The organism is Variovorax gracilis, from assembly GCF_030317115.1.
Lineage (GTDB): Bacteria > Pseudomonadota > Gammaproteobacteria > Burkholderiales > Burkholderiaceae_C > Variovorax > Variovorax gracilis.
The window spans coordinates 446,707-469,307 of record NZ_JASZYF010000002.1 but is presented as its reverse complement, the minus strand read 5'-3'; the positions used below and the strand labels follow the sequence as shown (position 1 = coordinate 469,307).

Annotated in this window: 17 protein-coding genes; 9 read left to right on the top strand and 8 right to left on the bottom strand. The window is 66.8% G+C overall.

The genetic code is table 11. The annotated features are described in order from the left end of the window. Positions 1-2 precede the first annotated feature (2 nt). The 3 genes from QTH97_RS07775 (at position 3) to panE (ending at position 3,172) form a co-directional block, all read left to right on the top strand. Positions 3-1,919 (top strand): hypothetical protein, encoded by a 1,917-nt coding sequence (locus QTH97_RS07775; protein ID WP_286567516.1) that lies wholly within the window; start codon positions 3-5, stop codon positions 1,917-1,919. Between the two features lie 83 nt (positions 1,920-2,002). Continuing rightward, positions 2,003-2,134 (top strand): hypothetical protein, encoded by a 132-nt coding sequence (locus tag QTH97_RS07770; RefSeq protein ID WP_286567515.1) that lies wholly within the window; start codon positions 2,003-2,005, stop codon positions 2,132-2,134. A gap of 102 nt (positions 2,135-2,236) precedes the next feature. Continuing rightward, the gene (gene panE, locus QTH97_RS07765) at positions 2,237-3,172 is read left to right on the top strand and encodes a 2-dehydropantoate 2-reductase (RefSeq protein ID WP_286567514.1); all 936 of its coding nucleotides are present in this window, start codon (positions 2,237-2,239) and stop codon (positions 3,170-3,172) included. Here panE and QTH97_RS07760 read toward each other — a convergent pair. The 4 genes from QTH97_RS07760 to QTH97_RS07745 form a co-directional block, all read right to left on the bottom strand. Beyond that, on the bottom strand, positions 3,130-3,408 hold the full coding sequence (locus QTH97_RS07760) for a hypothetical protein (RefSeq protein ID WP_286567513.1): 279 nt from the start codon (positions 3,406-3,408) through the stop codon (positions 3,130-3,132). The genes panE and QTH97_RS07760 overlap by 43 nt on opposite strands. 324 nt (positions 3,409-3,732) lie before the next feature. Continuing rightward, complete coding sequence (gene pbpC, locus QTH97_RS07755) at positions 3,733-5,886, bottom strand: penicillin-binding protein 1C (RefSeq protein WP_444813395.1); 2,154 nt, start codon at positions 5,884-5,886, stop codon at positions 3,733-3,735. Between the two features lie 24 nt (positions 5,887-5,910). Continuing rightward, positions 5,911-6,660: a GntR family transcriptional regulator gene (locus QTH97_RS07750; RefSeq protein ID WP_286567512.1), complete on the bottom strand. Its 750-nt coding sequence runs from the start codon at positions 6,658-6,660 to the stop codon at positions 5,911-5,913. A 33-nt stretch (positions 6,661-6,693) separates the two neighbouring features. Then, on the bottom strand, positions 6,694-7,602 hold the full coding sequence (locus tag QTH97_RS07745; RefSeq protein WP_286567511.1) for a polysaccharide deacetylase family protein: 909 nt from the start codon (positions 7,600-7,602) through the stop codon (positions 6,694-6,696). Between the two features lie 159 nt (positions 7,603-7,761). On the opposite strand from QTH97_RS07745, the gene QTH97_RS07740 reads away from it, so the two are divergent. The 3 genes from QTH97_RS07740 to QTH97_RS07730 are packed head-to-tail and all read left to right on the top strand — an operon-like array spanning position 7,762 to position 12,432. Continuing rightward, positions 7,762-8,949, top strand: coding sequence for an ABC transporter substrate-binding protein (locus tag QTH97_RS07740; RefSeq protein WP_286567510.1), 1,188 nt, complete (start codon positions 7,762-7,764; stop codon positions 8,947-8,949). A gap of 37 nt (positions 8,950-8,986) precedes the next feature. Next, complete coding sequence (locus QTH97_RS07735; protein WP_286567509.1) at positions 8,987-9,865, top strand: branched-chain amino acid ABC transporter permease; 879 nt, start codon at positions 8,987-8,989, stop codon at positions 9,863-9,865. Further along, positions 9,862-12,432 (top strand): branched-chain amino acid ABC transporter ATP-binding protein/permease, encoded by a 2,571-nt coding sequence (locus QTH97_RS07730; protein WP_286567508.1) that lies wholly within the window; start codon positions 9,862-9,864, stop codon positions 12,430-12,432. Before QTH97_RS07735 ends, QTH97_RS07730 begins: the two co-directional genes overlap by 4 nt. Before the next feature lie 3 nt (positions 12,433-12,435). Here QTH97_RS07730 and QTH97_RS07725 read toward each other — a convergent pair whose 3' ends face one another. The 3 genes from QTH97_RS07725 to QTH97_RS07715 are packed head-to-tail and all read right to left on the bottom strand — an operon-like array spanning position 12,436 to position 13,585. After that, positions 12,436-12,846 (bottom strand): GFA family protein, encoded by a 411-nt coding sequence (locus QTH97_RS07725; protein ID WP_286567507.1) that lies wholly within the window; start codon positions 12,844-12,846, stop codon positions 12,436-12,438. A gap of 35 nt (positions 12,847-12,881) precedes the next feature. Beyond that, positions 12,882-13,286, bottom strand: a complete 405-nt coding sequence (locus QTH97_RS07720) for a PaaI family thioesterase (protein ID WP_286567506.1) — start codon at positions 13,284-13,286, stop codon at positions 12,882-12,884. A gap of 23 nt (positions 13,287-13,309) precedes the next feature. After that, positions 13,310-13,585 (bottom strand): DUF2277 domain-containing protein, encoded by a 276-nt coding sequence (locus QTH97_RS07715; RefSeq protein WP_286567505.1) that lies wholly within the window; start codon positions 13,583-13,585, stop codon positions 13,310-13,312. Positions 13,586-14,061: 476 nt separating this feature from the next. On the opposite strand from QTH97_RS07715, the gene QTH97_RS07710 reads away from it, so the two are divergent. From QTH97_RS07710 to QTH97_RS07700, 3 genes are all read left to right on the top strand, one after another. Next, on the top strand, positions 14,062-14,787 hold the full coding sequence (locus tag QTH97_RS07710; RefSeq protein WP_286567504.1) for a hypothetical protein: 726 nt from the start codon (positions 14,062-14,064) through the stop codon (positions 14,785-14,787). Positions 14,788-15,008: 221 nt separating this feature from the next. Beyond that, positions 15,009-15,953: a hypothetical protein gene (locus QTH97_RS07705; protein WP_286567503.1), complete on the top strand. Its 945-nt coding sequence runs from the start codon at positions 15,009-15,011 to the stop codon at positions 15,951-15,953. Positions 15,954-15,992: 39 nt separating this feature from the next. Continuing rightward, positions 15,993-16,535, top strand: coding sequence for a hypothetical protein (locus QTH97_RS07700; RefSeq protein WP_286567502.1), 543 nt, complete (start codon positions 15,993-15,995; stop codon positions 16,533-16,535). A gap of 13 nt (positions 16,536-16,548) precedes the next feature. On the opposite strand, the gene QTH97_RS07695 is transcribed toward QTH97_RS07700, so the two are convergent. Beyond that, complete coding sequence (locus QTH97_RS07695; protein WP_286567501.1) at positions 16,549-22,482, bottom strand: alpha-2-macroglobulin family protein; 5,934 nt, start codon at positions 22,480-22,482, stop codon at positions 16,549-16,551. Between the last annotated feature and the right edge of the window lie 119 nt (positions 22,483-22,601).

The window sequence follows — 22,601 nt, the reverse complement described above, 5'->3', positions numbered from 1 at the left end:
CGATGAAGAAAACAGCAACGCATTGGAGATTCAAGTACGCCGCCCTGGCGCTGGCGGCATCGTTGGCCGCTTGCGGCGGCGGTGGCAGCGGCGGCTTCGTGGGAACCGGCGCTGGCGCCGGCGAAGGGACCAGCACGGGAACCGGCACCGGCACGGGAACCGGCACCGGCTCGACCGACGGCGCCGCCGGAGGCGTTGCGGTTTACGGCGCGCAGATCTCCGGCGTAGCGGCGGTGGGCGCTCCCCTGGTGGGCAGCGTCACCGTGAAGGACGCGCTCGGCGCCACCCGGACGAGCCCGATCGGCACCAACGGCGCGTACAAGGTCGACGTCAGTGGCATGACGGCGCCATTTGTCTTTCGCGCGCAGGGCGTGGTCAACGGCATGACCGTCACGGTCCACTCGCTCGCCACGCAGGCCGACATCGACGGCACGATCAACATCACGCAGTTGACCAACCTTATCGTCTCGAACATCGCCGGCCAGATCGCTGCGAACTACTTCGACAAGTTCGACCAGGGCAGCAATGCCAGCCTGGCCAGCAAGGCGCTGGTCGATGCCGAGGTCAGCAAGTTGAAGGAAAAGCTCCTGCCTGTGCTCACCGCGTTGGGCGTGGACGCCGCGATCGACCTGCTGCACGGCACGTTCACTCCGTTGGCCGACCCGATCGACAAGGCGCTCGACGTGATCCGCGTGCAGTACGACACGGCCGCCAATACCGCGACCATCTCCAACATCCTGAACACGGTGACCGTGGTCGACGACCTGGCGAAACCGGCTGCGGCCGAACCTTCACCCGCCGCGCTGAGCGGCGACAACGTAGCCTCCGGCGTCTCGGACCAGGCGCTCGTGAAGAAGGTGCTGACGGACTTCGCCGGCAAGTTCGCCGACGGCCTGCCCGCCTCGGGAGACCTGACGCCGCTGATGACCAGCGGCTTCATGTGGAACGACAAGAACCGCGCCACCTGGATTGCCGAACTCACACAGGCTTCGGATTTCATCGGCGTCTCTTTCGCCGACGTCGAGATCAACCAGATCAACTACAACAACGTCAACGGCGTCACCGCGCGCGTGTCGTTCACGCCCAAGACGCCGCAGGGCATCGAACTGGGCCGCGTCGAGGACTGGCTGATTCGCAAGAGCCTCACGGACGGCATCTGGCGCCTGCATGGCGACCAGCGCAGCCTCGACCTCGACTGGTTCGCGACCACCTCGATCCACCACGGCATGCCGGGCTCCGGCACCTGCGTGAAGACCGGCATCGAGTTCAACATCGAGGACCACAACAGCGGCAACAACGGCGGCGTCATCAAGTACATCCTGGTGACTGGCCCCGGACTGCCGGCCGGTGGCCTGCGCTACGAAGCGCCCGCACTGGGCGGACGGTGGATGATCGTCGGCGCCGGCCAGGAAACGTACGTCATGGCTTCGAACTGCACCGGCGACGCGCCATCCGCGCTCAGCGATGCGGCCATCGCGGCGATCCCGGACGACGCGGTCTACGCGCTCGCGGCCTACGACAACGCAGGCACCAAACTGGTGTCGCCGAGTTCGAATGCCGACGGCGTCTTCCGCATGAAGATCCAGCGCCGCCCGTTGACGATGGCCGAAGCTGCGGGCAACGGCGTGTTCCCCGTGATTGCACCGGCCACGGTGGCGGCGTTCAACAGCTTCGCATCCGGAAGGCTGCCCTTCTCGGCGAGCAACATCTATCCGCTGAGCCAGGCGTACGTGCAGATGCGGCGCCAGGATGCCGCCTTCGCGCCCGTCGACGCGGTCGAACTGTCGGTGCTGCCGACGGCCGCCGGCACGGTCGGCGCTGAATTGAGCTTCGCGGACGCGCCATTCGCTTCGAGCATCATGTGGGTGGAATCGCCGGACCGTTATCGGCGCAACATCCAGACCTACTACGCCAGGTAGTTATTGCAATTGCAGCCAGCGCAAGCTGGCTGCGAATCGCCCGCTGAAAGGACCGCGCCGCGGTGGAGAATTCTTTTGAACTGATGTTTGGCTCGCTGACGCTGGTGGTGACGGGCGTCACGCTCGCCCTGGCGCCTCGCGAGAAGCGCATCGAATTCCTGCTTCACATCACCCTCGTGACCGTGCTCACGGTCTTCGTCGTCGAGATCGGATAGGCGGCTCGATGCGGTCCGGTTGACGCCGGGCGCCCGCAACGGCCTGCACGCTTCCGCGCATCGGCGCAGAATCGCCGGTCCATCATCCGGAGAGAAAGTCACATGCGATTCCTGGTTGTAGGCGCGGGTGCGCTGGGCGGATATTTCGGCGGCCGGCTGCTGGAGGCGGGTGAGGACGTGACCTTTCTGGTGCGGCCTCGTCGCTCGGCGCAGCTCGCGAAGACGGGCCTGGTGATCAAGAGTCCGCGCGGCGACTTCACCTCGCCGTCGCCACCCACGGTGCAGGCGGACGGGATCGACGGTCCGTGCGACGTCGTGATCGTCGGCTGCAAGGCCTATGACCTCGCCGAGACGATGAACTCGTTCGCGCCCGCGGTCGGGCCGAACACGGCGATCCTTCCCATGCTCAATGGCATGCGCCACCTCGATGATCTCGCCAAGCGTTTCGGCCGCGAGCACGTGCTGGGTGGCCTGGGCATGATCTCCGCGGTGCTGGACGATGCGGGCACGGTGCTTCATCTCAGTGACGTTCATGGCCTGACCTATGGCGAACTCGACGGTTCGCGCTCGCAGCGCATGCTGGCGCTGGATGCGGCGTTCGCCAAGGCGCGCTTCGATGGCGTGGCTTCGGACAACATTCTTCAGGACATGTGGGAGAAGTGGGTGCTCATCGCATCGGCGGCCAGCATGACCTGCCTGATGCGCGCCACCGTCGGCGACATCGTGCGCAGCGGCGCGGCGGACCTCGCCAACGGTATGGTGGACGAGTGTGTCGCCATCGCCAGGCACAACGGCTTCGCCCCGCGGGCGCCGGCCGTGGAGCGTGCCCGGGCGATCCTCACCGCGTCAGATTCGATGATGACCGCCTCGATGTTCAAGGACATCGAGCGGGGTGCGCCCATCGAGGCGGACCATATCGTCGGCGATCTGTTGCGGCGCGGCGCGGATGGCAAGCACTCGTCGCTGTTGCGCGTGGCCTATGCGCACCTCAAGGCCTATGAGGCGCGGCGTGCGAGGGAGGCACGCCCGGGGTCCTGATCGGGGGGCGGGGAGGGTTGCCCGTCTCTCAGCGCGTCTTCGCCCTTGTCGGTAATGGCGAGCACTTGGGCGGGCCTGTGAATCTTGCCGCCGCCCGGAATTTCCTCGACCGGCGGAATCACGGCGGTGACCAGGCCGGCAGCCTGCAAGACCCGCAGCTTGTCGATGCATGCCGGCGCATAGACCGTGCAGGGAAGCACTTGCTTGGCGATCTGTCGAAGAAATTCCAACGGCATCCAGAATCTCCCGAATCTGCAGCGTCTTCCGATCGCCTACTTCAGCTTGCAGAATGGCCAGCCTTCGACGTTCGCCCAGATGCATGCTCGAATCCAGGCGACCACCACATGGGGGTCTTGCGCTTGCGGCACGGTCGTCATCTTGATCAACATCATGGGCCTCCATACGGCTGTTCCATGAGTTAGTTGTATGTGACGCGAGGGCCACGGCCCAGCAGTGCGCAGCCAACGCTGCCGTGGGCCGCAGGGCGGCCTTGACGTACGCCAACCGCCCCGCTTCGGCCGTCGTCACCTGCTGACAAGCGTCGGACGCGACGCCGCTGCTCAACGTTTCGCGCCTGACACCACGCCTGCGCCGCGGACCTCGAGCCTGACTTCGTCGACCACCTGGCCGCGCGCGTCGACCAGCTCGATCCGATGCCGACCCGGCCATGGCAGCCATTGCGCGCTGTTGCCGCGCGCGAAGGGGTTGCCGTCGATGCGCCACTGCACGCCGCGCCCCTCGGCCTCGAAGCGCACACGCTGGTGGTTGGGCGGGATGTCGGGGTCGAGCGCGATGATGGTCCCGTTCGATGGCGCCGTGATGCGGGGCGCCGCTTCCGTCGCCGATGCCTCGGGCGAGAGCTCGAAGAGCGCCTGTTCGGTGCCTGCGATGAACCATTCGCGGCGCGCTGCCTCGAGTCCGTCGCCGAAGCGCACGGGCACCTGCACGAGACCCGCGGGTGGCACGGGCGCGCGGCTGGGCTCGCGCCTGTGGAGATAGCCCATCAGCTCGGCCCACACGGGCGCCGCGCCGCTGGTGCCGCTCACGTCCCACATCGGCGCGCCGCTCGCATTGCCGACCCATACGCCGACGGTGTAGCGCTGTGACCATCCGATGGCCCAGTTGTCTCGCATGTCCTTGCTGGTGCCGGTCTTCACGGCCGTCCAGAAGCGGGTGCCGAGCACGCTGTCGAGGCCGAAGGTGCGCGCACGGGCGTTGGTGTCGCTCAGGATGTCGCCGACGATGAACGCCGCGCGCGGTTCGATGGCCGGGACATCGCGTCGGGCTGCGCGCTGCGTGGACATGAATCGCGTCTCCCCGAAACGGCCTCCGTTCGCCAAGGTCCGGTAGCCGTTCGTCAATGCCAGAAGCGATAGCTCGGCGCTGCCCAGCGCGAGGCTGTAGCCGTAGTAGTCGCCGCTTTGGGCGAGCGGCATGCCGGCCGAACGAAGCTGGCGCGCGAAGGCTTCGGGGGACACCATCACCAGGGTGCGAACCGCCGGCACGTTGAGCGAGGCCGCGAGCGCCGTGCGCACCGAGACGTAGCCCTTGAACTGGCGGTCGTAGTTCTGCGGGATGTAGAGACCGCTGGCCGTGTTGATCTGGGCGGACGAGTCGTCGAGCAGCGACGCCGCCGTCAGCCGACGTTCGGCGATGGCCTCCGCATAGAGGAAGGGCTTGAGGGTGGAGCCCGGCTGCCGTTGCGCGAGCACCCCATCCACTTCGGCCGCGCGGCTCAGGTCGCCGGACGATCCGATCCAGGCCAGCACCTCGCCGCTGGCGTTGTCCAGCACCACCAGCGCGCCATCTTCCACGTTGCGTCCGCGCAGCTCGCGCAGGTGGCGCTGCAGGGTGCCCAGCGCAAAGCGCTGCAGCGGCGCACGCAGTGTCGTGCGGACCGTCTCCGGGTTGGCTCCCGCATCCTTCAACGCCCGCCGTGCCAGATGCGGCGCGATGCCTTCGCTGGCCGCGAAGCCGCGGCGCTGCAAGGCCGCGCTCGCGAACATGTCGAGTGCCTCGCAGTCCGGCTTGCTCGCGGGCTCCATCGCGCGCATCAGCTCGCAACTGCGCTGCGCGACGAGTGCCGGCCCGGCGTTGGGCGCGCGCACCAATGCCGCGGCCAGGGCGGCTTCTCGCGCATCGAGCCCGTGCGGCGCCTTGCCGAACAGGGTGCGCGAGAGCGCGTCGATGCCGACGATCTCGCCGCGGAAGGGCACGGCATTGAGGTACGCCTCCAGGATCTGGTCCTTGCGCCATCGCCGCTCCAGCTGCTGCGCCGCCACTGTCTGGCCGAGTTTCTGCGTGAGGCTGCGGCCGCCGCCGCCGCGCCGCAGGTCGTCATCGAGCAGGCCTGCGAGCTGCATCGTGATGGTCGACGCGCCGCGCGTGCGGGTGTTCCACACGTTGCCCCAGGCTGCGGCCGAGACGGCGCGCCAGTCCACGCCGCTGTGTTCGTAGAAGCGCTTGTCCTCGCTGAGCACCATCGCGGTGCGCAGGGCCGGCGATATTTCCGCCAGCGCGACCCACTGGCCGCGGCGCACGGTGGTGTCGGTGCGCACGCGCTGCAAGGGCTCGCCATCCCTGTCGACGACCAGCGTGTCGGACGGATGGAAGTCGCGGCGCACCTCATCGAAGCTCGGCAGCGCCCAAGCGGAGCCGGCCAGCAACGCTGCCAGCGCGACCGATGCGATGGCTGTCGGGCGGCGGTTCGGCACGGTGAGGTTCCCCGCGCGCGCAGATCAGGCCATGCCGAGCAGATGGGCCAGCGTGCGATCGGGCGCGGCACGCTGCACCGACACGTTGCGCTCCAACTCGCGCAGGTGCTCGTCCATGAGTTGCACCGCGCCCTCGGCGTCGCCACGCGCCACGCAATCCACGATGCGCTCGTGCTCTTCGTGCTCGCACGCGGCGTTGCCGGGCGGCTCGTACAGCGCCACGATGAGGGAGCAGCGCGACACCATCTCGACCAGGTAACGCTCCAGGATGGGATTGCGCGCCAGCGCCGCCAACCCCAGATGAAAGGAGCTCGCCAGTCGCGCCCAGGCCGGCTGATCGAAGCGGTTCATCGCATCGTGTTCCTGCTTGAGTTGCTGGCGCAGCTCCGCCACGTCGCGCGCAGTCGCGTTCTGCGTGGCGAGGTTGACGATGATCGCCTCGAGGCCGCGCCGTGCCTCGAAGATCTGGCGCGTCTCCTCCGGCGAAGGCACCGCGATGATCGCGCCCCGGTTGGGCCGCAACTGAACGATATGGTCGTGCGCCAGCCGCTGCAGCACCTTGCGTACCACCGAGCGGCTCACGCCGAACAGTTCGCACAGCGAACTCTCCGGCAGCTTGGTGCCCGGCGTCAGGCGCTGGTTCATCACGCTGTCGAACACGGCCCGGTAGATGCGCGATTCGACGTCGTCGCCTTCGTCCACCGATGACAGCGCGCCGCTCGGACGCAGGGGCGTGTCGGCGGCGGGAAGGCGGGCGGTTGTGGAGCGTGGCATGGAAGCAGAATCGGGTCGCGGGCGTCGTGCCCGCTAGCTTGCCACAGGCGCGGACACATGCCTGCAGATGGCGCCCGGCGTGGTGAACCAGACCTCCCCGCGATCGCGCAGGGCCGCGAGGTGCTCCAGCGCGCGGCGCAGGTGCCTCAGGCGGTAGGGCTGGCCGACGATGTACGGGTGCAGCGCCACACCCATCACCAGTGGCTGCCGGCGCGACTGCTCGAGCATCTCGTCCGCGTTGTCGATGATCATCTGGGCGAAGTCTTTCGCGTCCATCTGTCGCGCGATGATCATCGGAATGTCGTTGAGCTCCTGCGGGTAGGGCACCGACCACAGTGTGCGGCCGCTGCGGGTGCGCATGGGCACGGGCTGGTCGTCGTGGCACCAGTTGAGGGTGTAGCCATAGCCTGCCTCGGCCAGCAGGTCGGGCGTGCTGCGGCTCTCGGAGATCCAGGGCGAAAGCCAACCCGACGGCGCTGCGCCGCTCTCCTCCATCATGCGGGCGCGGCAGCGGATCAGCAGGGCGCCTTCGTTCTTTTCGTCCATGTCGGCCTGGCGCTCCGAATTGCTGTGGCCGTGCCCGATGAGTTCGTCGCCCCGTGCGACGCAGGCCGCGACCAGTTCGGGGCAGTGGTCGTAGAGCGCCGTATTCAACAGCGTGCCCGCAGGCAGGCCGAGGCTGTCGAACAGTTCAAGCATGCGCCACGCACCCACCCGGTTGCCGTATTCGCGCCAGGAGTGATTCAGCACATCGGGATGCGGCACCGCCGGGCCGATGCACGCGCCCATGCCTTCGCCGAAAGCGAAGTGCTCAAGATTGAATCCGATGTAGACGGCCAGGCGGGCGCCGTTTGGCCAGGCGTGGTCCGCACGGCGGGTAATGGGCAGGTAGTCGAAGCGCTCATGGGCGGGCAGGGGGCCGAGATAGCGGGCGTCAGGCATGCAGGGTCTCCAGATGGGGCATGTGCCTTTCGTGTCTGCAAGTTTCGGACCAATTGTTGACAATACGTGCAGCAATCTGTGCGCATGAAATTGGCGACATTGGCGACATTGGCACGGCGCTTGCATCACGCAGCGCTTCCATTCACGGAGAGAACCGCCATGTCCCTTTTTGCACGCCGCACCGTCCTTTCCAGTGCATTCGCGCTGGCCTTCGCCACCTTGACCGGCACCGCGCTGGCAGCGGATCCGATCAAGATCGGCCTGGTCACGGCCCTGTCGGGGCAGTCGGCCTTGTCGGGCGAGGCGATCACGCGGGGTCTGCAACTCGCGATCGACGAGGTCAATGCCAAGGGCGGCCTGCTCGGTGGCCGCAAGCTGGAACTCGTGCGTCGCGACGACGAGGCGAATCCGGCCAAGGGCGTGACCGCGGCGCGCGAGCTCATCTTCAAGGAGAAGGTCGCGGTGCTTTTCGGCGGCCTGGATACGCCCGTCTCGATGGCGATCGTTCCGCTCGTCAACCAGGAGAAGGTGCCCTTCATGGGGCCGTGGGCCGCGGGCACGCCGATCACGAAGAACGGCGCCAATCCCAACTATGCCTTCCGTGTGTCGGCCGTCGACGAAGTGGTCGACAAGGCCATGCTGCAGTACGCGCAAAAGACCTTCAAGTCGGCCAAGCCGGGAATGATCCTCGTGAACAACCCGTGGGGCGAATCGAACGAGAAGGGCCTGAAGGCCGCGCTGGCCGAGAAGGGCGTCACGGTCGCTGGTGTCGAGAAGTTCGAAGCCAACGATCTCGACATGGTCCCCCAGCTCACGCGCCTGAAGGCAGCGGGAGCCGATTCGCTCTTCCTCGTGGCCAACGTTGGCCCATCGGCACAGGTGGTGAAGTCGCTGGACCGCATGGGCTGGAAAGTGCCGGTGGTCTCGCACTGGGGCCCGGCGGGCGGCCGCTTCACCGAGCTGGCCGGACCGAGCGCGAAGGACGTGCACTTCGTGCAGACCTACAGCTTCTTCGGCAAGCAGTCGCCAGTGGGCGAGCGCGTGATCAAGTCGTTGATGGCCAAGTATCCGGCCATCAAGGGGCCAGGGGACATCACGCCTGCGGTCGGCGTGGCGAACGCGTATGACGGCATGCACCTCGCGGCGCTCGCCATCGCGCAGGCGGGGTCGACCGACGGCGATGCCGTGCGCCAGGGGTTCTACAAGATCGCAAGCTACGACGGGCTCATCAAGAAGTACGCGACGCCTTTCAGCGCCGCCAACCACGATGCGCTCGGTGTCGATGACTACGTGTGGGCGCAGTTCATCGACGACCGCATCCTGCCTGTCGGCGTGACGGTCAACTGAAGGCGCTCGCGCCGCGTCTGAAGAAGGTCCACGCACGATGTCGATGTTGTCCGCGCTGCTCAGTGGTTTCGGCCTGGGGAGCATGTATGGCCTGATGGCCCTGGGGTTCTACGTGACCTATGCCGTGTCGGGCACGGTCAACTTCGCGCAGGGCAGCTCGATGATGCTCGGCGCGGTGCTGACCTTCACCTTCGCGCAGACGCTCGGCTGGCCGCTGCTGCCGGCCGTGGTGCTGGCGCTGTGCGGATGCGCGCTCTATGGGCTGGTGGTCGAGTTCCTCGCCGTGCGGCCCTTTGCGAGCCGGGGCTCGAACGCATGGCTGATCGCCACGGTGGCCCTCGGCATCGTGCTCGACAACCTGGTGCTGTTCACTTTCGGCAAGGAGCCGCGCAGCCTGCCGTCGCCACTGGCGGTGTCACCGGTGACGGTGGGGGGTGTCGGCCTCGGCGTCTATCCCTTGCAGATCGTCATCCCCATCGTGGGGCTGCTGCTGGCCGCGCTGCTGCACGCGGTGTCGCGTCGCACGCGCTGGGGCGTCGCGATGCTCGCGGTGGTGCAGAACCGCGATGCGGCGCGGCTGATGGGCATTCCCATCCGGCGCGTGGTCGCGCTGGCGTTCGCGATGTCGGCGGTATTCGCGGGCGTGGCGGGCGTGCTGATCGCGCCGCTGCTGAACGTCAATGCCGACATGGGCACGCTGTTCGGCCTGAAGGCCTTCGCGGTCGCGATCCTGGGCGGCATCGGCAGCCCGTGGGGCGTGATGCTCGCGGGGCTGCTGTTCGGCATCCTGGAGTCGCTCATCACGTCGACGCTGGGTTCGAGCTACACGCAGATCATCAGCTTCGGGCTGGTGATCGTGGCGCTGGCGTTGCGGCCCAACGGGCTCTTTGGCCGGGCGGAGGTGAAGAAGGTATGAGTGCCGTGCTCGCATCGCCCTTGCGGCGTCCGACAGCCGGCGTCCGCTGGCTGGGCCTGGGCTCCCGGGGCCAGATCGCCGCCGTGCTCGTTCTGCTGGCCGCAGGGCTGGCGGCCGCAGCGGGTGTCAATGGCTATTACGTCTTCGTGCTGGCCAACGTCGCGCTGTTGGCGATCGTCGGCATCGGGCTCAACGTGCTGCAGGGGCTCACGGGGCAGGTCTCGTTCGGGCACGTGGGCTTCTACGCCATCGGGGCCTATGCGGTGGGCATCCTCACCACCAAGGCCGGTTGGAACTTCTGGGCGGCGTGGCCTGTCGCGGCCGTGCTCGCCGGGGCGATGGGGGCCTTGCTCGCGTTGCCGGCGCTGCGGGTCAAGGGGCCGTACCTCGCGATGATCACCATCGCCTTCGGCTTCATCGTGGAGCACAGCGTGGTCGAGATGCGTGATCTCACGGGCGGACAGAACGGCATCATGGGCATCGCCGCGCCCACGTTGTTCGGCGTCGGCGGCGAGAAAGCCATGGCGATGCTGGCCATCGTCACCGCCGGCGTCGCACTGGCACTGTTCACATGGCTGTCGCGCGGGACCTGGGGCGCAGCGATGCGCGCGGTGCGCGACAGCGAAACGGCGGCCGAGTCGGTCGGCATCGATCCGCTCGTCGTTAAGACGGTCGCGTTCGCGATCTCCGCCGTGGCGGCCGGCGTGGCCGGCGGGTTGTTCGCGCCGCTGTCGGGCTTCGTCACGCCGAGCACCTTCGGCTTCGGCCAGTCGATCCTGTTCGTGCTGGTGGTGGTCATCGGCGGGTCGGGGTCGATTGCGGGGCCTCTGGTGGGCGCGATCCTGGTGGCGCTGCTGCCGGAGGTGCTGTCCAGTCTGGAGGAATACCGGCTGCTGTTCTTCGGCGCGATGCTGCTTGTCGTGCTGTGGGTTGCGCCCGACGGTGCGATGGGGCTGTGGGAGAAGCTCCGCCTGCGCGTTGTCGGCACCAGCGTGCGGCCGGTGCCGGCGTTGCCCGCTACGGCGATGCCGCTGCGTGCGCGGTCGCGCAGCGCCGTTGTTGCCGATCGGCTCTCGATGCAATTCGGCGGCGTGCGCGCGGCGAGCGACCTGAGCTTCGAGACGAAGCCGGGCCGTATCACCAGCCTGATCGGACCGAACGGCGCGGGCAAGTCCACGGTGCTCAATATGCTCAGCGGCTTCTACCGGCCCACAGGTGGCGACTTCACGCTCGGTGGGGGTTCGCTCCGGGGCTTGTCCTCGCATGCGATCGCGCGGCGCGGCGTCGCGCGCACTTACCAGACTTCGCAGTTGTTCGGCAGCCTGGGCGTGGAGGACAACGTCGCCCTGGCGGTCAGCCGGGGCTCGCTGGGCCTCCTGTTCGGCGCGAGTCGTTTCAGCGCCCCGCAGTGCCGCGCGCAGGCGCGGGCGTTGCTGGCCTTCTGCGGCTACCGCGGCCATCCGGACACGCCTGCCGCCGACCTTCCGCATGTGGACAAGCGGCTGGTGGAAATCGCGCGCGCACTGGCGACGGACCCGCAGGTGCTGCTCCTGGATGAACCTGCGGCCGGCCTGTCGCGCGCGGACAAGGAACGCCTTGCCGACTTGCTTCGGCACATTGCGGATGCCGGTGTCGGCGTGCTGCTGGTCGAGCATGACATGGAACTGGTCATGGGCATCTCGCACCGGGTGGTGGTGCTCGATGCCGGCCAGCACCTGGCCGCCGGCACACCGGTGGAGGTGCAGTCCGATCCGCGTGTGCGGCAGGCCTATCTGGGCGAGGACCTGGCGGAACATGCGATCCGGCGCAGGCCCTCGTCCTCTGCCGATGCGTCTGAGGGCGAGATGCTGGGGGTCGGCTCGCTGATCGCCGGCTACGGCGCCGAACCTGTGCTGCACGGCATCGACCTTCAGGTTCGCACCGGCGAGGTCGTCGCACTGCTCGGCGCCAACGGTTCGGGCAAGTCGACCCTGATGCGCTCGCTCGCAGGCCTGCATCGGCCGGTTCAGGGCGGCATCCATCTGCTGGGCCATGAGCTGTCGCAACTGGCGGCGGAATTGATCGTCCAGCGCGGCCTCGTGCTGGTGCCGGAAGGGCGGCAGGTGTTTCCGGAGTTGAGCGTGGCGGACAACATCCGGCTCGGTGCGTTCCGGCAACCGGTGGATCGCGAGGTACGCGTTGAGGACATGTTCCAGCGCTTTCCGCGCTTGCGCGAACGGCAGCACAAGCGCGCGGGCCTGTTGTCGGGCGGCGAGCAGCAGATGCTGGCGATCGCGCGCGGGCTGATGGCGCGGCCGCGCATCCTGCTCCTGGACGAGCCCTCGCTCGGCCTTGCGCCGAAGGTCATCGCCGAACTGTTCGCGGCGCTCGATGCGTTGCGCGAGGAGGGCATGACGATCTTGCTGGTCGACCAGATGGCCAGCCTTGCGCTGGCGTTGGCCGACAGGGCCTACGTGATCGAAGGCGGACGCATCGTGGCGCAGGGCACGGCCGCACAGATTGCGAGCGACGATGCGCTGGCGCGAGCCTACCTGGGAGCGGGGGAGGGCACGCCGCCGCCGCAGTGAGGCTCACTCGGTCGGCGGGAACTCCGCGTGACGAGGCAGCGCGTCTGCAAACTGCACCCACCGCAGGCGCCGCGACTCCCAGTAGTGAAAGGTCGGCGCGACCTGCTCAGGGTCGTCCAGGCTGCCGATCGTGATGTCGACGAGGCCGGGGATGTAGTCTGCGGTGAAGCTGATCTGCGTGCCGCAACGCGCGCAGAAGCCCCGCACCGCACCGGGCGACGACTCGTAGCGTGAGGGCTCTCCGGCGGCAAACTCAACTTGCGATTGCTCGTACATTGCCCAAGCCACCGCCGGCGCGGCATTGGCGCGTCGGCACATCGAGCAGTGGCACAGGGCCGCCATCACCGGACTGCCGGTGATCCGGTAGCGAACGGCGCCGCATTGGCAGCCGCCTTCGAGGGATGCATCTGGCACGGGTCGCTCCTTGAGATGAACGGGGGCTGCTCTCGTCAGGTGTCCAGCACGAGCTGCGTCTGCGTCACGACAGCGCACAGCTTGCCCTCGGCGGACCGGATCGTCGTCTGCCACACCATCGTGGTTCGCCCGCGGTGGAGCGCGATGGATTCGCCCGTGACCGTCGTGTCGACACGGGCCCCGCCGATGAACTTGGTGCTGGAGTCGGTCGTGGTCGTGCGCTTGCCCTGGGGCAAGTTGACGACGGTGCCCACCGCGCCCAGCGTGTCGGCAAACGCCATGTACGCCCCGCCATGCAGGATGCCGCCGATGGTGCAAAGGTCCGGCCGCACCTTGAGTTCGGCGATGACGCGTTCCGGCTCGACCGTGACGAGGCGCACGCCCATCAGCCCGGGGAACACTGGGTCCAGTATCTGCTGGATTTGCTCGATGGTTGGCATTGGGGTCCTTGAAGTGAGGGAATTCAGTGCTGCGGACCAAACCGCGCCGCCGTCCTGGCCCGTGCCCGTGCCGCCTCGATCTCGCGATCTCGCGGATCGGCGGTGGTCACCAGCGATTCGATCAGCGCCCGAGCAGCGCCCGTCACGTCCTCGACCGCACGATCGAAGGCCGCCTCGTTGGCCTTGGACGGGTGGTTGAACCCGCTGAGCTTGCGGACGAACTGCAGCGCCGCCGCGCGCATTTCCTCTTCCGTGGCGGGCGGATCGAAGTTGAACAGGGTCTTGATACTTCTACACATCTGGTCGCTCCTGTTCGACCTCGCATGAACATGGCCATCAGCCCGCCTGTTCGCGAAGTCGTGTGCTGATACGACTTGATTTTGCCTTCGGCTTCATCGAGCAGAAAGCCAACGCGAGAGCAAGCCCCGAAAAGAGTGCGGCCACCCCGCCGAAGCCTGCGCCGGAATCGCTCGCCTTTCCACGATCGTCCGTGAAGCAGGGCGGGCCAATGAAGACAACCGCCAAAGAGTAGTGAAGAAAGTATGAGAAAGCGTAGCTTCATGGTGTCGGATTTTGAAGATTTGCGCTCAAAAAGAACGACTCGGCGGCGAATGATTCAATGACAAACATGACGCGACAGTCTCTGAGAATTAATTGTTGGGTGCGATTATTTTGCAAATGTTGATGAATTGTCGATGCAAATAATTGGCTTGAACACATCTATGATCTGCGATCTCGAAGTTTGTACTCGCACGCAATCGGGGTCAGGGAGAACATGGGAAAGAACACTAAAGCTCAGGAGTCGGGTGCGGAAAGGCGCACGACACGAAGATCGGCGAGACCGCCTGCCTCGCCACTGAATCGACAGCCGTCGATGCGGAGGCCTGCTTGGGCCGCCGTATTTCTCATTTCACTTGCATTGACCGGGTGCCAGGCAGCTACGACCAAGACCACCCAGTCCCTCCCTGATACTTTCAACGGCATACCGCGCCCTTCCGGGAGAGGGACGATCACCGATGTCGTCGCGGATTGGCCGCTTCGATTCTTCGCGCATGACTTCGGCACGTCGTGCTACAGCATCTATGGCTGCAACATCAGATACGGAAACTATCGGCGCGCAGAGCCCGAGGATGAATTGAAGCTGTCCTCGGCTTCGATCGGCGACAAGTATCCAAACAACCTGAGTGCCAGTGCCGGTCCGGTCCGCAACTTCCCGCCACCTGCCATTGTTACCTGGCGCTCCAAGGACGGTACGCCGTTGCGCGCCGAAATAGACATAGCCGAAATCTTCAAGGATCAGTTGATCCTTCACAACCTCAAGCGCGAAGAGATTTCACTGAATGCCAGTGGCATCGCCCCGGGGATCATCCTGGAAGTCAACGACCGCACGATCAGTGTCTATATGCGGGCGCACATCCCCACCAAGCAACTACAAGTACCCGGGAACCGCTACAGCGATTTCCGCTACGACTTGATCAAGGCTTTCAGCCACACCTACTGACTAAGGATTAACAAGGAGCGTAAATCATGGGGGGCATGCACAAGAAGCCGGATAGCGTGGACGTCGATGCCACTAGAAATCACAAGTCTTCAGAAAGGCACGCGGCACGAACATCGTCAGGGCCACCTGACGCATTGTCGAATCGACGATCGTCGAAGCGGGGACCTCATTGGGTCGCCGCACTGCTCACCTCATTCGTAATGACAGGATGTCAGACCACCGTGATCAATTCCTCCTACTCCCGAGAATCCTCTGAACGTCAGGACGTGCCGTCCTCCGAAGTCTATGGTTGGCCTTTGCGGTTTGCCGCACACCAGTTCGATGCTTTTTGCTATAGCACTTATGGCTGCAAAGTCAAATATGGAAACTATCGCCGCATTGGTGATCCTGAGGATCAATTGAAATTGTCCTCGACTTCTATTGGGAGCGCGTATCCCAACAATCTGAGTGCCAGTTACGGTCCGATCCGCAACTTCCCGCAACCGGCCAGCGCTACCTGGCGCTCCAAGGACGGTACGCCATTGCATGCAGAGATCGACATGGCGCAGATCTTCAAGGAACAGGTGATCCTTCACAACCTCAACCTCGTGGCGCAGTACGTCAACCGACTGAGCGACGCGCCCATCCTGCAATTGCAGACGCTGCCCGAGGACCGGGACCTGTACCGCGTCCATCGCTCCGACCAGCACGCGTTCTTCTACGGCACCCGTGGCTACGATGCGGACGGCTTGCGTGACCGCGTCAACCAATTGGGGTCCTCGGTGCAATGCCGAGTCGTCGAAGTGCGCGAGTGCATCAGCAAGGACCCGATGAGCCCGGAGTTGGAGCGGCAGTTGGAGCGGCGCGCCGCGGCGCCATCGCTGGACGCCACGGCCATCGAAAGCGTGGCGCCGTTCGCCCCACCCAGGAGCGACCTGGACCGCATGATCGATCAGTTGTATGCGGCCTCCCTGAGCGGCAACGATGCCGATTGGCAGCAAGCGATGCAGACCACGTCGCAGCAGTTCATGCGCTCGCCGCAGGGACAAGCCTGGCAGCAGGAGGTGGATCAATACGGGCTGGCCCTGCAAGCGCAGCAGGCCGAACTGGAGGCGCAGCAACTTCGCCAGCAGGCGCTGCAGCGGCATCGGGAAGCCCCTGCGCACCAACCCGCCATGCGGATGTGATCGCTCATGAAGACGGACAACATCGAGGAAGTCCAGCAGTTGCTGGTGAAGCTGGCACACATCGCCAGCCAGATCGAAGCGCGAAGCACTGACATCACGCGCCGCATCGAAGTCGCGTCCGGCGCCATGCATCAGGGCTTGCAGCGCCTGGACGGCGGCGTCGATCGCTTTACCCGGGAGGCGATGGAGGCGATCAGCCACGGCTCGCAGGCGGCGGTTTCTGAGGGAGCCCGCGATGCGTTGGACGGGTTCAATCTGAAACTGGCGCAAGCTGCTGGCCGCGCTCAAGGGGCCGCTGATGCACTGGGCGAGCAGGGGCGCGCGTTGACGGTGGCGCAACAGGGTCTCGTCTGGAAGGGACTTGTTGCGTTGACCATCGGCTCACTCCTGGCCGCGGGGGGAAGCGCCTATGTGGCCTGGGCCAGCATGCGCGAAGTCCGGCAGGCCGAATTCGGCACTGCCATCTTGCGAGCTACCCGCTCCGGCGCGTTGACCTCATGCGGCGAGGCGCTGTGCGTGAAGGTAGGGCAGAAATCGCGCCGCGCCGGCGCTCGCGGCGAATACGTGGTCGTGGAGGACTGAACCTGGCATCGCGCTACTTGGCCGCTTCAACTTTTACCCGTGCATTCGGCGCCTCCCCGAACATCTCCGGCGCGTACAGCGCCTCCACCCGGCTGGGCGGCAGCGCGAAGTCGCCGACATTGTTCAGCCGCACGGTGTATTCCATCTTCACCACGCCCTTGGGCAGGTATTCGTAGTAGCTGCGGAAGGCCTCGAAGCTGCGCTCCTCGAACGCGGGCCAGCCGCGGCCCGATCGCTTTTCACCCTGGGTCGCGATCTGCGAGTCGCGGCCGAGGCCGCCGCCAAGGATCGTCGAGCCACCGGGGATCGGATCGGTGATCGCCACCCACGTCATGTCGGCGCTGGCGTTCACCTCCAGGCTCACACGCAGGATGTCGCCGCGCGTGTAGATGCCCTTCACGGCCTGCTCGACAGGCGTGATGGTCTTCGTGATCGCATAGCCGGCAGCGAAGGGCGCCTTGAGTTGCACCGCGGCTACCGACTGGAGCGTCAGCCATGGCTTGCCCGTGCCGGTCTGCGTGACGAGCAACGTGTCGTGCGCCGACGGCGGCTCCGGCCACGGCATGAACAGGCGGTTGTTGCGCAGGTTGCCCGGCGATGCCGGTGCGCCGAAGGCGGTCGTCTGGTTGGGCGCACCGGAGGCGTCGGTGGCCTTGATACGCTCGACCTTGCTCCAGTCCACCTGTGCCTTGAGCGTGCCCAGGTTCGCGGCAGTGATGCCGGTGACGGGCGTGCTCTCGAAGCGCCTCGAAAACTTCTCCAGCGCCAGCCCGCCCCACAGGTTGGCGGTGGTGGTGTGCCATGCGCCGTTCTGCTGCCGGCCGATGAAGCCGGTGGCGAGCTTGGCCGTTTCGTCCTTCCATGCCGGATCGTCCATGACCGCGAGCAGCAGTCGCGCTGCGTTGACGTCGCCGTTGGTCATGAGCCACCACCAGTAGTCGTCCTGTTCGGTGCTGAAGACCACCTTGGTGCCCTGGAAGCTCAGCCGCGCCTTGAGCACGTTGCTGGCTTCGTCGATGCGCTGCTGGCGCTGCGGCACGTCCTGCACGCGCTTGAGGATGTTGAACCAGTCGATTACCGCGCTGGTCGGCCACTGGTTCGGCGCGATGGTGATGCTGCCGACCATGCGGCCCTGGGCCTTGCCGTAGCGCGACAACGCTTCGAGCGCCGCGAGCTTGCGCACGTCCAGGTCCTTGCGCGGGCTCCAGAACTCGCGCTGGATCCTGCCTTCGACGAATGCGGCCAGCCCTTGCGCCATCGGTGCGACAGCCGCTTCGGGCAATGCGAAGGCCGGGTCGAGCGCAGCGGCTTCGTGCGTGGCGGCGAGCACGTAGGCCGTGAGGATGTCGCTGCCGCGGTTGGCTTCGCCGTCCCGCGGGGGGAAGTAGTTGGCGAGGCCGTCGCCATCCAGATAGGTCGGCAGCTGCGCGACCACCGCCTGCCATGCCTTGCCGTCGCGAAGGCCGATGGACTTGCTGGCCTTCTGCTCCAGGCAGATGTAGGGGTAGGCCGCAAACCAGTCGCGCACGCCGGTCAGGCCCTCGGCGAGCCGGGGCTGCAGCGACAGCCGCAGGCCGCCGCGGCCGGGCAGGGCGTCGGCGGGCAGGGCCACGTCGATGGTGAAAGGCCCGTCGAGCTGGACCAGCGTCGCCTGCTGCACCGTCAGCGGCACGGCGGGCACGATGCGCTGCCGAACCTTGAGCGCATCGCGTGCGCCTGATAGCGTGTCCTTCGCTTCGATTTCCCACAACAAGGCTTCGGCACGCGTCTGCGCGAGCTGGGCGGGCGCGCTCACGGTCCATGCGAGTTCGCGGGCTTCGCCGGCCGGGATCTCGACCGTCTGCGGTTCGAGCGTCAGCAGCGTGGCGCGCGGCGTGGCCTCGACCTTCATCGCTTGCTGCGTCGTGTTACGCAGCGTGATCTGGGCGCGGAACTGGTCGTCCTCGCGCACCAGCGGGGGGAGGCCGCTGATGATCTGGAGGTCCTGAGTGGCCTGGATCGAGGTCTGCCCGGTGCCGAACAGCCCGGTGCCTGCGTCGGCCACGGCGACGATCCGGAAAGTGGTGAGCGCATCGTTGAGCGGCACCGTCACCGTGGCCTGGCCGTTGGCGTCGAGCACGACGGCGGGCTTCCACACCAGCAGCGTGTCGAGCAATTCGCGGGTCTGACTCTTGCCGCCGCCACCGCCCGCGGGCACGGCCTTGCGGCCGTAGTGCCGGCGGCCGACGATTTCCATCTGCGCGGTGGAGGTGCTCACGCCCCAACTGCGCCGCTGCAGCATGGCTTCGAGCAGGTTCCAGCTGTCGTTGGGCATCAGCTCCAGCAAGGCCTGGTCGACCGCGGCCACCGCCACTTCGGCGCCGGCCGCGGGCTTGCCGTCGGGCAGCCTGCCGGTGATGGTCACCCGGGCCTCGGCGCGCACCGGGTAGCTGGGCTTGTCGCTCGCGACCTTGACATCGATGCTGTGCGACTGCGTGCCGACACGGATTTCGGCCAGGCCGAGGCGGTAGGCCGGCTTGCTGAGGTCGACCAGCGCGGTCGGCGCGACATACTCCTTGCCCTCGTACCAGAACGCCGTCCACCATTCGCGCGGCGCCTTGAAGCCCCAGGTGAAGAAGCTGTACCACGGCACTTCGCGCAGCCGTCCGCGCAGCGCGAGCACACTCACGTAGGCGTTCGGGCCCCAGTCGGGCTTGACGACCAGGCTGACGGTCGGGTCCTGTCCGTTGAGCTGCACCACGTGCGTCTCGATCACGCCTTCGCGTTCCACCGACACCAGCGCGGTCGCGAAGCGGAAGGGGCTGCGCACCTGGAACTTGGCGACTTCGCCGGGCAGGTAGCTTTTCTTTTCCGGCAGCACGTCGATGCGGTCGTGGTCCTCGCCGCCGAACCAGAGCTCGCCCTGCTGCGTGACGTAGACCGAGCTGGCGGCGCGGCTGTCACGGCCGTCCTTGTCGGTGGCACTGGCGATGAGCTCGACCTGTCCCGGCTCCTTCAGCTCGACCTCGCACAGCAGCAGGCCGCGCGCGTCGCTCTTGCCGGTGCACACGGTGCCTATCTCCTTGACGTCGGTCTTGTTGTCGTAGGTGTAGAAGCCGCCCACCATGCGCTTGCGGCTGGTGGTCGTGACGCGCGCGATGGCGCGCACGTTGAGCGTCACGCCTTCCTGCGGCTTGCCGGCGAGGTCGAGGGCGAGCGCCTGGAAGCGGAGCTTCTGCCTGGCGGAGACCCAGCCCTCGGTCTTGATGCCGGCGATGACGGCGGCGGGCCACAGCGTGTGGATGCTGCGCAGGGTCTGCATCTCGCCGTTGGGGTCGGCGTACGTGGCCTCGAGCAGCAGCTCGCGCGGCGAGGCCTTGGTTGGAGGGATCTTGTCGATCGTGAGCTTGCCGGCGCCGTTCTTGTCGAGCGTGAGCGGCAGCTTGTCGGCGATCACCTTGGCGTCGTCGGCGGACGCGTCGCCGGTGTCGCTCGCGTCCTCCTTGGTGGGCGGCGAGAAGCTGAAGGCATCGAAGTCCGCGAACGAAAGCCGCTTGCCGCGCACCATGGCCGACACGTGCACCGGCAACTGGGCGGCGCCGCCACCGGCCACGTAGTTGATCTGCAGGTCGACCGGCAGCGAGGTCACGGCCACCAGGGGCTTCGTGTCGCTGGGCGCGATACGGCCCTCGAGCACCGGCAAGCGGAACTCCTCGACACGGAACTGGCCGGTGCTGTAGCTGCGCTGGTCGCCGTCCTTGCCGCTGCGCAGCTCGACCTGGTAGATGCCGAGCTTGGCGCCGGGTGGGATCTGGAAGGTGTTCTCGCCGCTGCGGCCGCCGGTCGCGGTCCTGCGCCATGAGACCGACTGCGTGAACTGCTGGCCGCTGCCGACGTGCGTCACGACCAGCGTGTCCGGCGAAGTCCCGGGCAGGCCGAACCCCTTGCTCGTCTGCGTTCGGATCAGGTGCTTCATCGACACCGTTTCGCCGGCGCGCAACAGGGTGCGGTCGAACACGGTGTGGGCGATCTGGTCGGGCTGCGGGTCCAGGCTGGTCGGCACGTTGAAGCGCCAGGGCTCGATGCCGCGTTGCCAGTCGCTCCAGGTGAAGGCCAGGTCTTCGACACCCGCCTCGTCCTTCGCGCGGGCACTGACGAACCAGGCGTCGGCGTTGTAGTCGTCTTCGCTGTTGCAACTCGGCGCGTTGGGCGAAAGGCCCGGGAACTGCACCAGGCCGCGTGCGTCGGTCGTGCCGGTGGCGACTTCCTTGCCGTCGCAGCCGGACACGCGCACGGTGGCATTCGCGACCACCTTGCCCTTGTCCAGCGTCGTCACCCAGGCCACCGAGTTCTCGCGGCCCAGCTTGAAGTGCACGGCGAGATTGGTGGCGAGCGCCGTGGTGCGCACGTACATCGTGCGGCCGCTGCCGTAGCGCTCGTCGAGCAGCGCGTCGCCGAGCTTCTGCGATGCGATCTCGAGCACATGGAAGCCCGGCGTGAGCGGAATGCCGACGACCTCGAAGGGGCGCGGATCGGTGCCGTCGGACTTGGGCATGTCCAGCGTCCTGACGCCGTTCTGGCCGTTGAGCAGGGACACCATGCGCGTCTGGAGGGTATCGCGGTCGTCCTTGTCGATCACCTTTGGCAGCGCACCCTTCACGTCTTGCGCGGCGCGCTTGCGCGTGACGGTGTAGTTGTTGTCGTAGCGGCGCACCTTGCGGAACCACGCGATGATTTCCGCGTCGGTCTTCGGGTTCATGTCGCTCACCTTGCCCGGCGTCAGCGCCTGGACTTGCAGTGCGGGCTCGACTCTCCGGACCGTCACCGGCATCAGCGCCACGCCGCCCGGCTCGGCCAGCCGTTCAACCACGCCGAATGGCGAGGCGGCGAACTTCGCGAGCGGCGGCATCGCGCCCGTGGCGACCTTCATCGGATAGCTGTCGGGCGACGCCAGCGCGCGTCCCGATGCGTCCTCGAATTTCGGCGGCAGCTCGACGGTGAACTGCGTCTGCTCGGCGAAGGGTGGCGGGAAACTTACCGATTCCACGATCGCGTCGGCATCCTTCGCGACGTTCTCGTCGAAACGGGGCTTGATGGTCTTGCCGCCACCCTTGAGCGTGATCTCGGCGGCGAGCCGGCGCGCGACCGGCGCGTTGAACTGCAGCACCATCGGCCGCAGCGGCAGGCAGGCGGCCTGCGCATTCTCGCGCTCGCAACTGAAAGAGATGGCAAAGGGCTCGCGCACCTCGAAGTTGAGGCGGCGCTCGACGTTGTTGAGCACTCCGGACGGCGTGGCGACGCCCTTGCCGTAGACCAGTTGCACGCGGCTGCCCGGGGTGAGCGTGCGGTTGCATTGCAGGGTGACGAAACGCTGCGGCTCCTTTTCGGCTTCCTTGTCGCGGCCGAAGGCCTTGAGCAAGGCGGTGCGCTGCTCTCCGTCGACGAGCTTGACGGGAATGCGCTCGCCGATGTCGCCGGCCGCGCACCATACGTTCTGCTGCACGCTCTCCAGAGTGGCCGCGCCATTGAGTTCGAGCATGAACTGCTGCTGCTCGTCGATCTTCCCGTAGCTCGGTTGATGGTGGCGGACGAAAGGGCCGCCGCTGTTGAACTGGTAGCGCTCCGGGCCCGTGAGGGCCGCGCCCGCGGGCGACTTGAAGCCCGCGACGCGCGTGGCCGTGCAGCGCACGCCCGGCGGGAGGTCGTTCTCGAAGTCGAAGACCCACTGCTTCTCGCCGGCCCAGCGGCCCGCGCCCTTGGCGGCCTGCGCGTCGTCGCAACTGAGCGCCAGCGGCGCGGGCGCCTTCGGGTCGCCAATGTGGGCGGCCGGCTGGTCGAATTTGGCGACGACCTGGCGAATGCGCGCCACTTCGCCTTGCGGCGTCAGGCTGGTGATCTGCAGCGCGTGGCCCTGGCCGGCAACGAAAGCGCCGGCGGCCAGCACAAGACTCGGAATCAATCGGCTCAAGCGGGTATCCCTCCTCGCGGGGAGCGTAGCCTATTTGCCCCTGCGAATCGGGTGCCAGGAAGGGCGTTCCTTACAATTCGTGGCTCGTCGTGCGGTGTCGCGCGGACCGCCTCACACAT

Excerpts from the sequence above, each read along its gene's own strand:
- QTH97_RS07775 (WP_286567516.1), top strand. The coding sequence starts at position 3 with ATGAAGAAAACAGCAACGCATTGGAGATTCAAGTACGCCGCCCTGGCG.
- QTH97_RS07770 (WP_286567515.1), top strand. The coding sequence starts at position 2,003 with ATGTTTGGCTCGCTGACGCTGGTGGTGACGGGCGTCACGCTCGCCCTG.
- panE (WP_286567514.1), top strand. The coding sequence starts at position 2,237 with ATGCGATTCCTGGTTGTAGGCGCGGGTGCGCTGGGCGGATATTTCGGC.
- QTH97_RS07760 (WP_286567513.1), bottom strand. The coding sequence starts at position 3,408 with ATGCCGTTGGAATTTCTTCGACAGATCGCCAAGCAAGTGCTTCCCTGC.
- QTH97_RS07750 (WP_286567512.1), bottom strand. The coding sequence starts at position 6,660 with ATGCCACGCTCCACAACCGCCCGCCTTCCCGCCGCCGACACGCCCCTG.
- QTH97_RS07745 (WP_286567511.1), bottom strand. The coding sequence starts at position 7,602 with ATGCCTGACGCCCGCTATCTCGGCCCCCTGCCCGCCCATGAGCGCTTC.
- QTH97_RS07740 (WP_286567510.1), top strand. The coding sequence starts at position 7,762 with ATGTCCCTTTTTGCACGCCGCACCGTCCTTTCCAGTGCATTCGCGCTG.
- QTH97_RS07735 (WP_286567509.1), top strand. The coding sequence starts at position 8,987 with ATGTCGATGTTGTCCGCGCTGCTCAGTGGTTTCGGCCTGGGGAGCATG.
- QTH97_RS07730 (WP_286567508.1), top strand. The coding sequence starts at position 9,862 with ATGAGTGCCGTGCTCGCATCGCCCTTGCGGCGTCCGACAGCCGGCGTC.
- QTH97_RS07720 (WP_286567506.1), bottom strand. The coding sequence starts at position 13,286 with ATGCCAACCATCGAGCAAATCCAGCAGATACTGGACCCAGTGTTCCCC.
- QTH97_RS07715 (WP_286567505.1), bottom strand. The coding sequence starts at position 13,585 with ATGTGTAGAAGTATCAAGACCCTGTTCAACTTCGATCCGCCCGCCACG.
- QTH97_RS07710 (WP_286567504.1), top strand. The coding sequence starts at position 14,062 with ATGGGAAAGAACACTAAAGCTCAGGAGTCGGGTGCGGAAAGGCGCACG.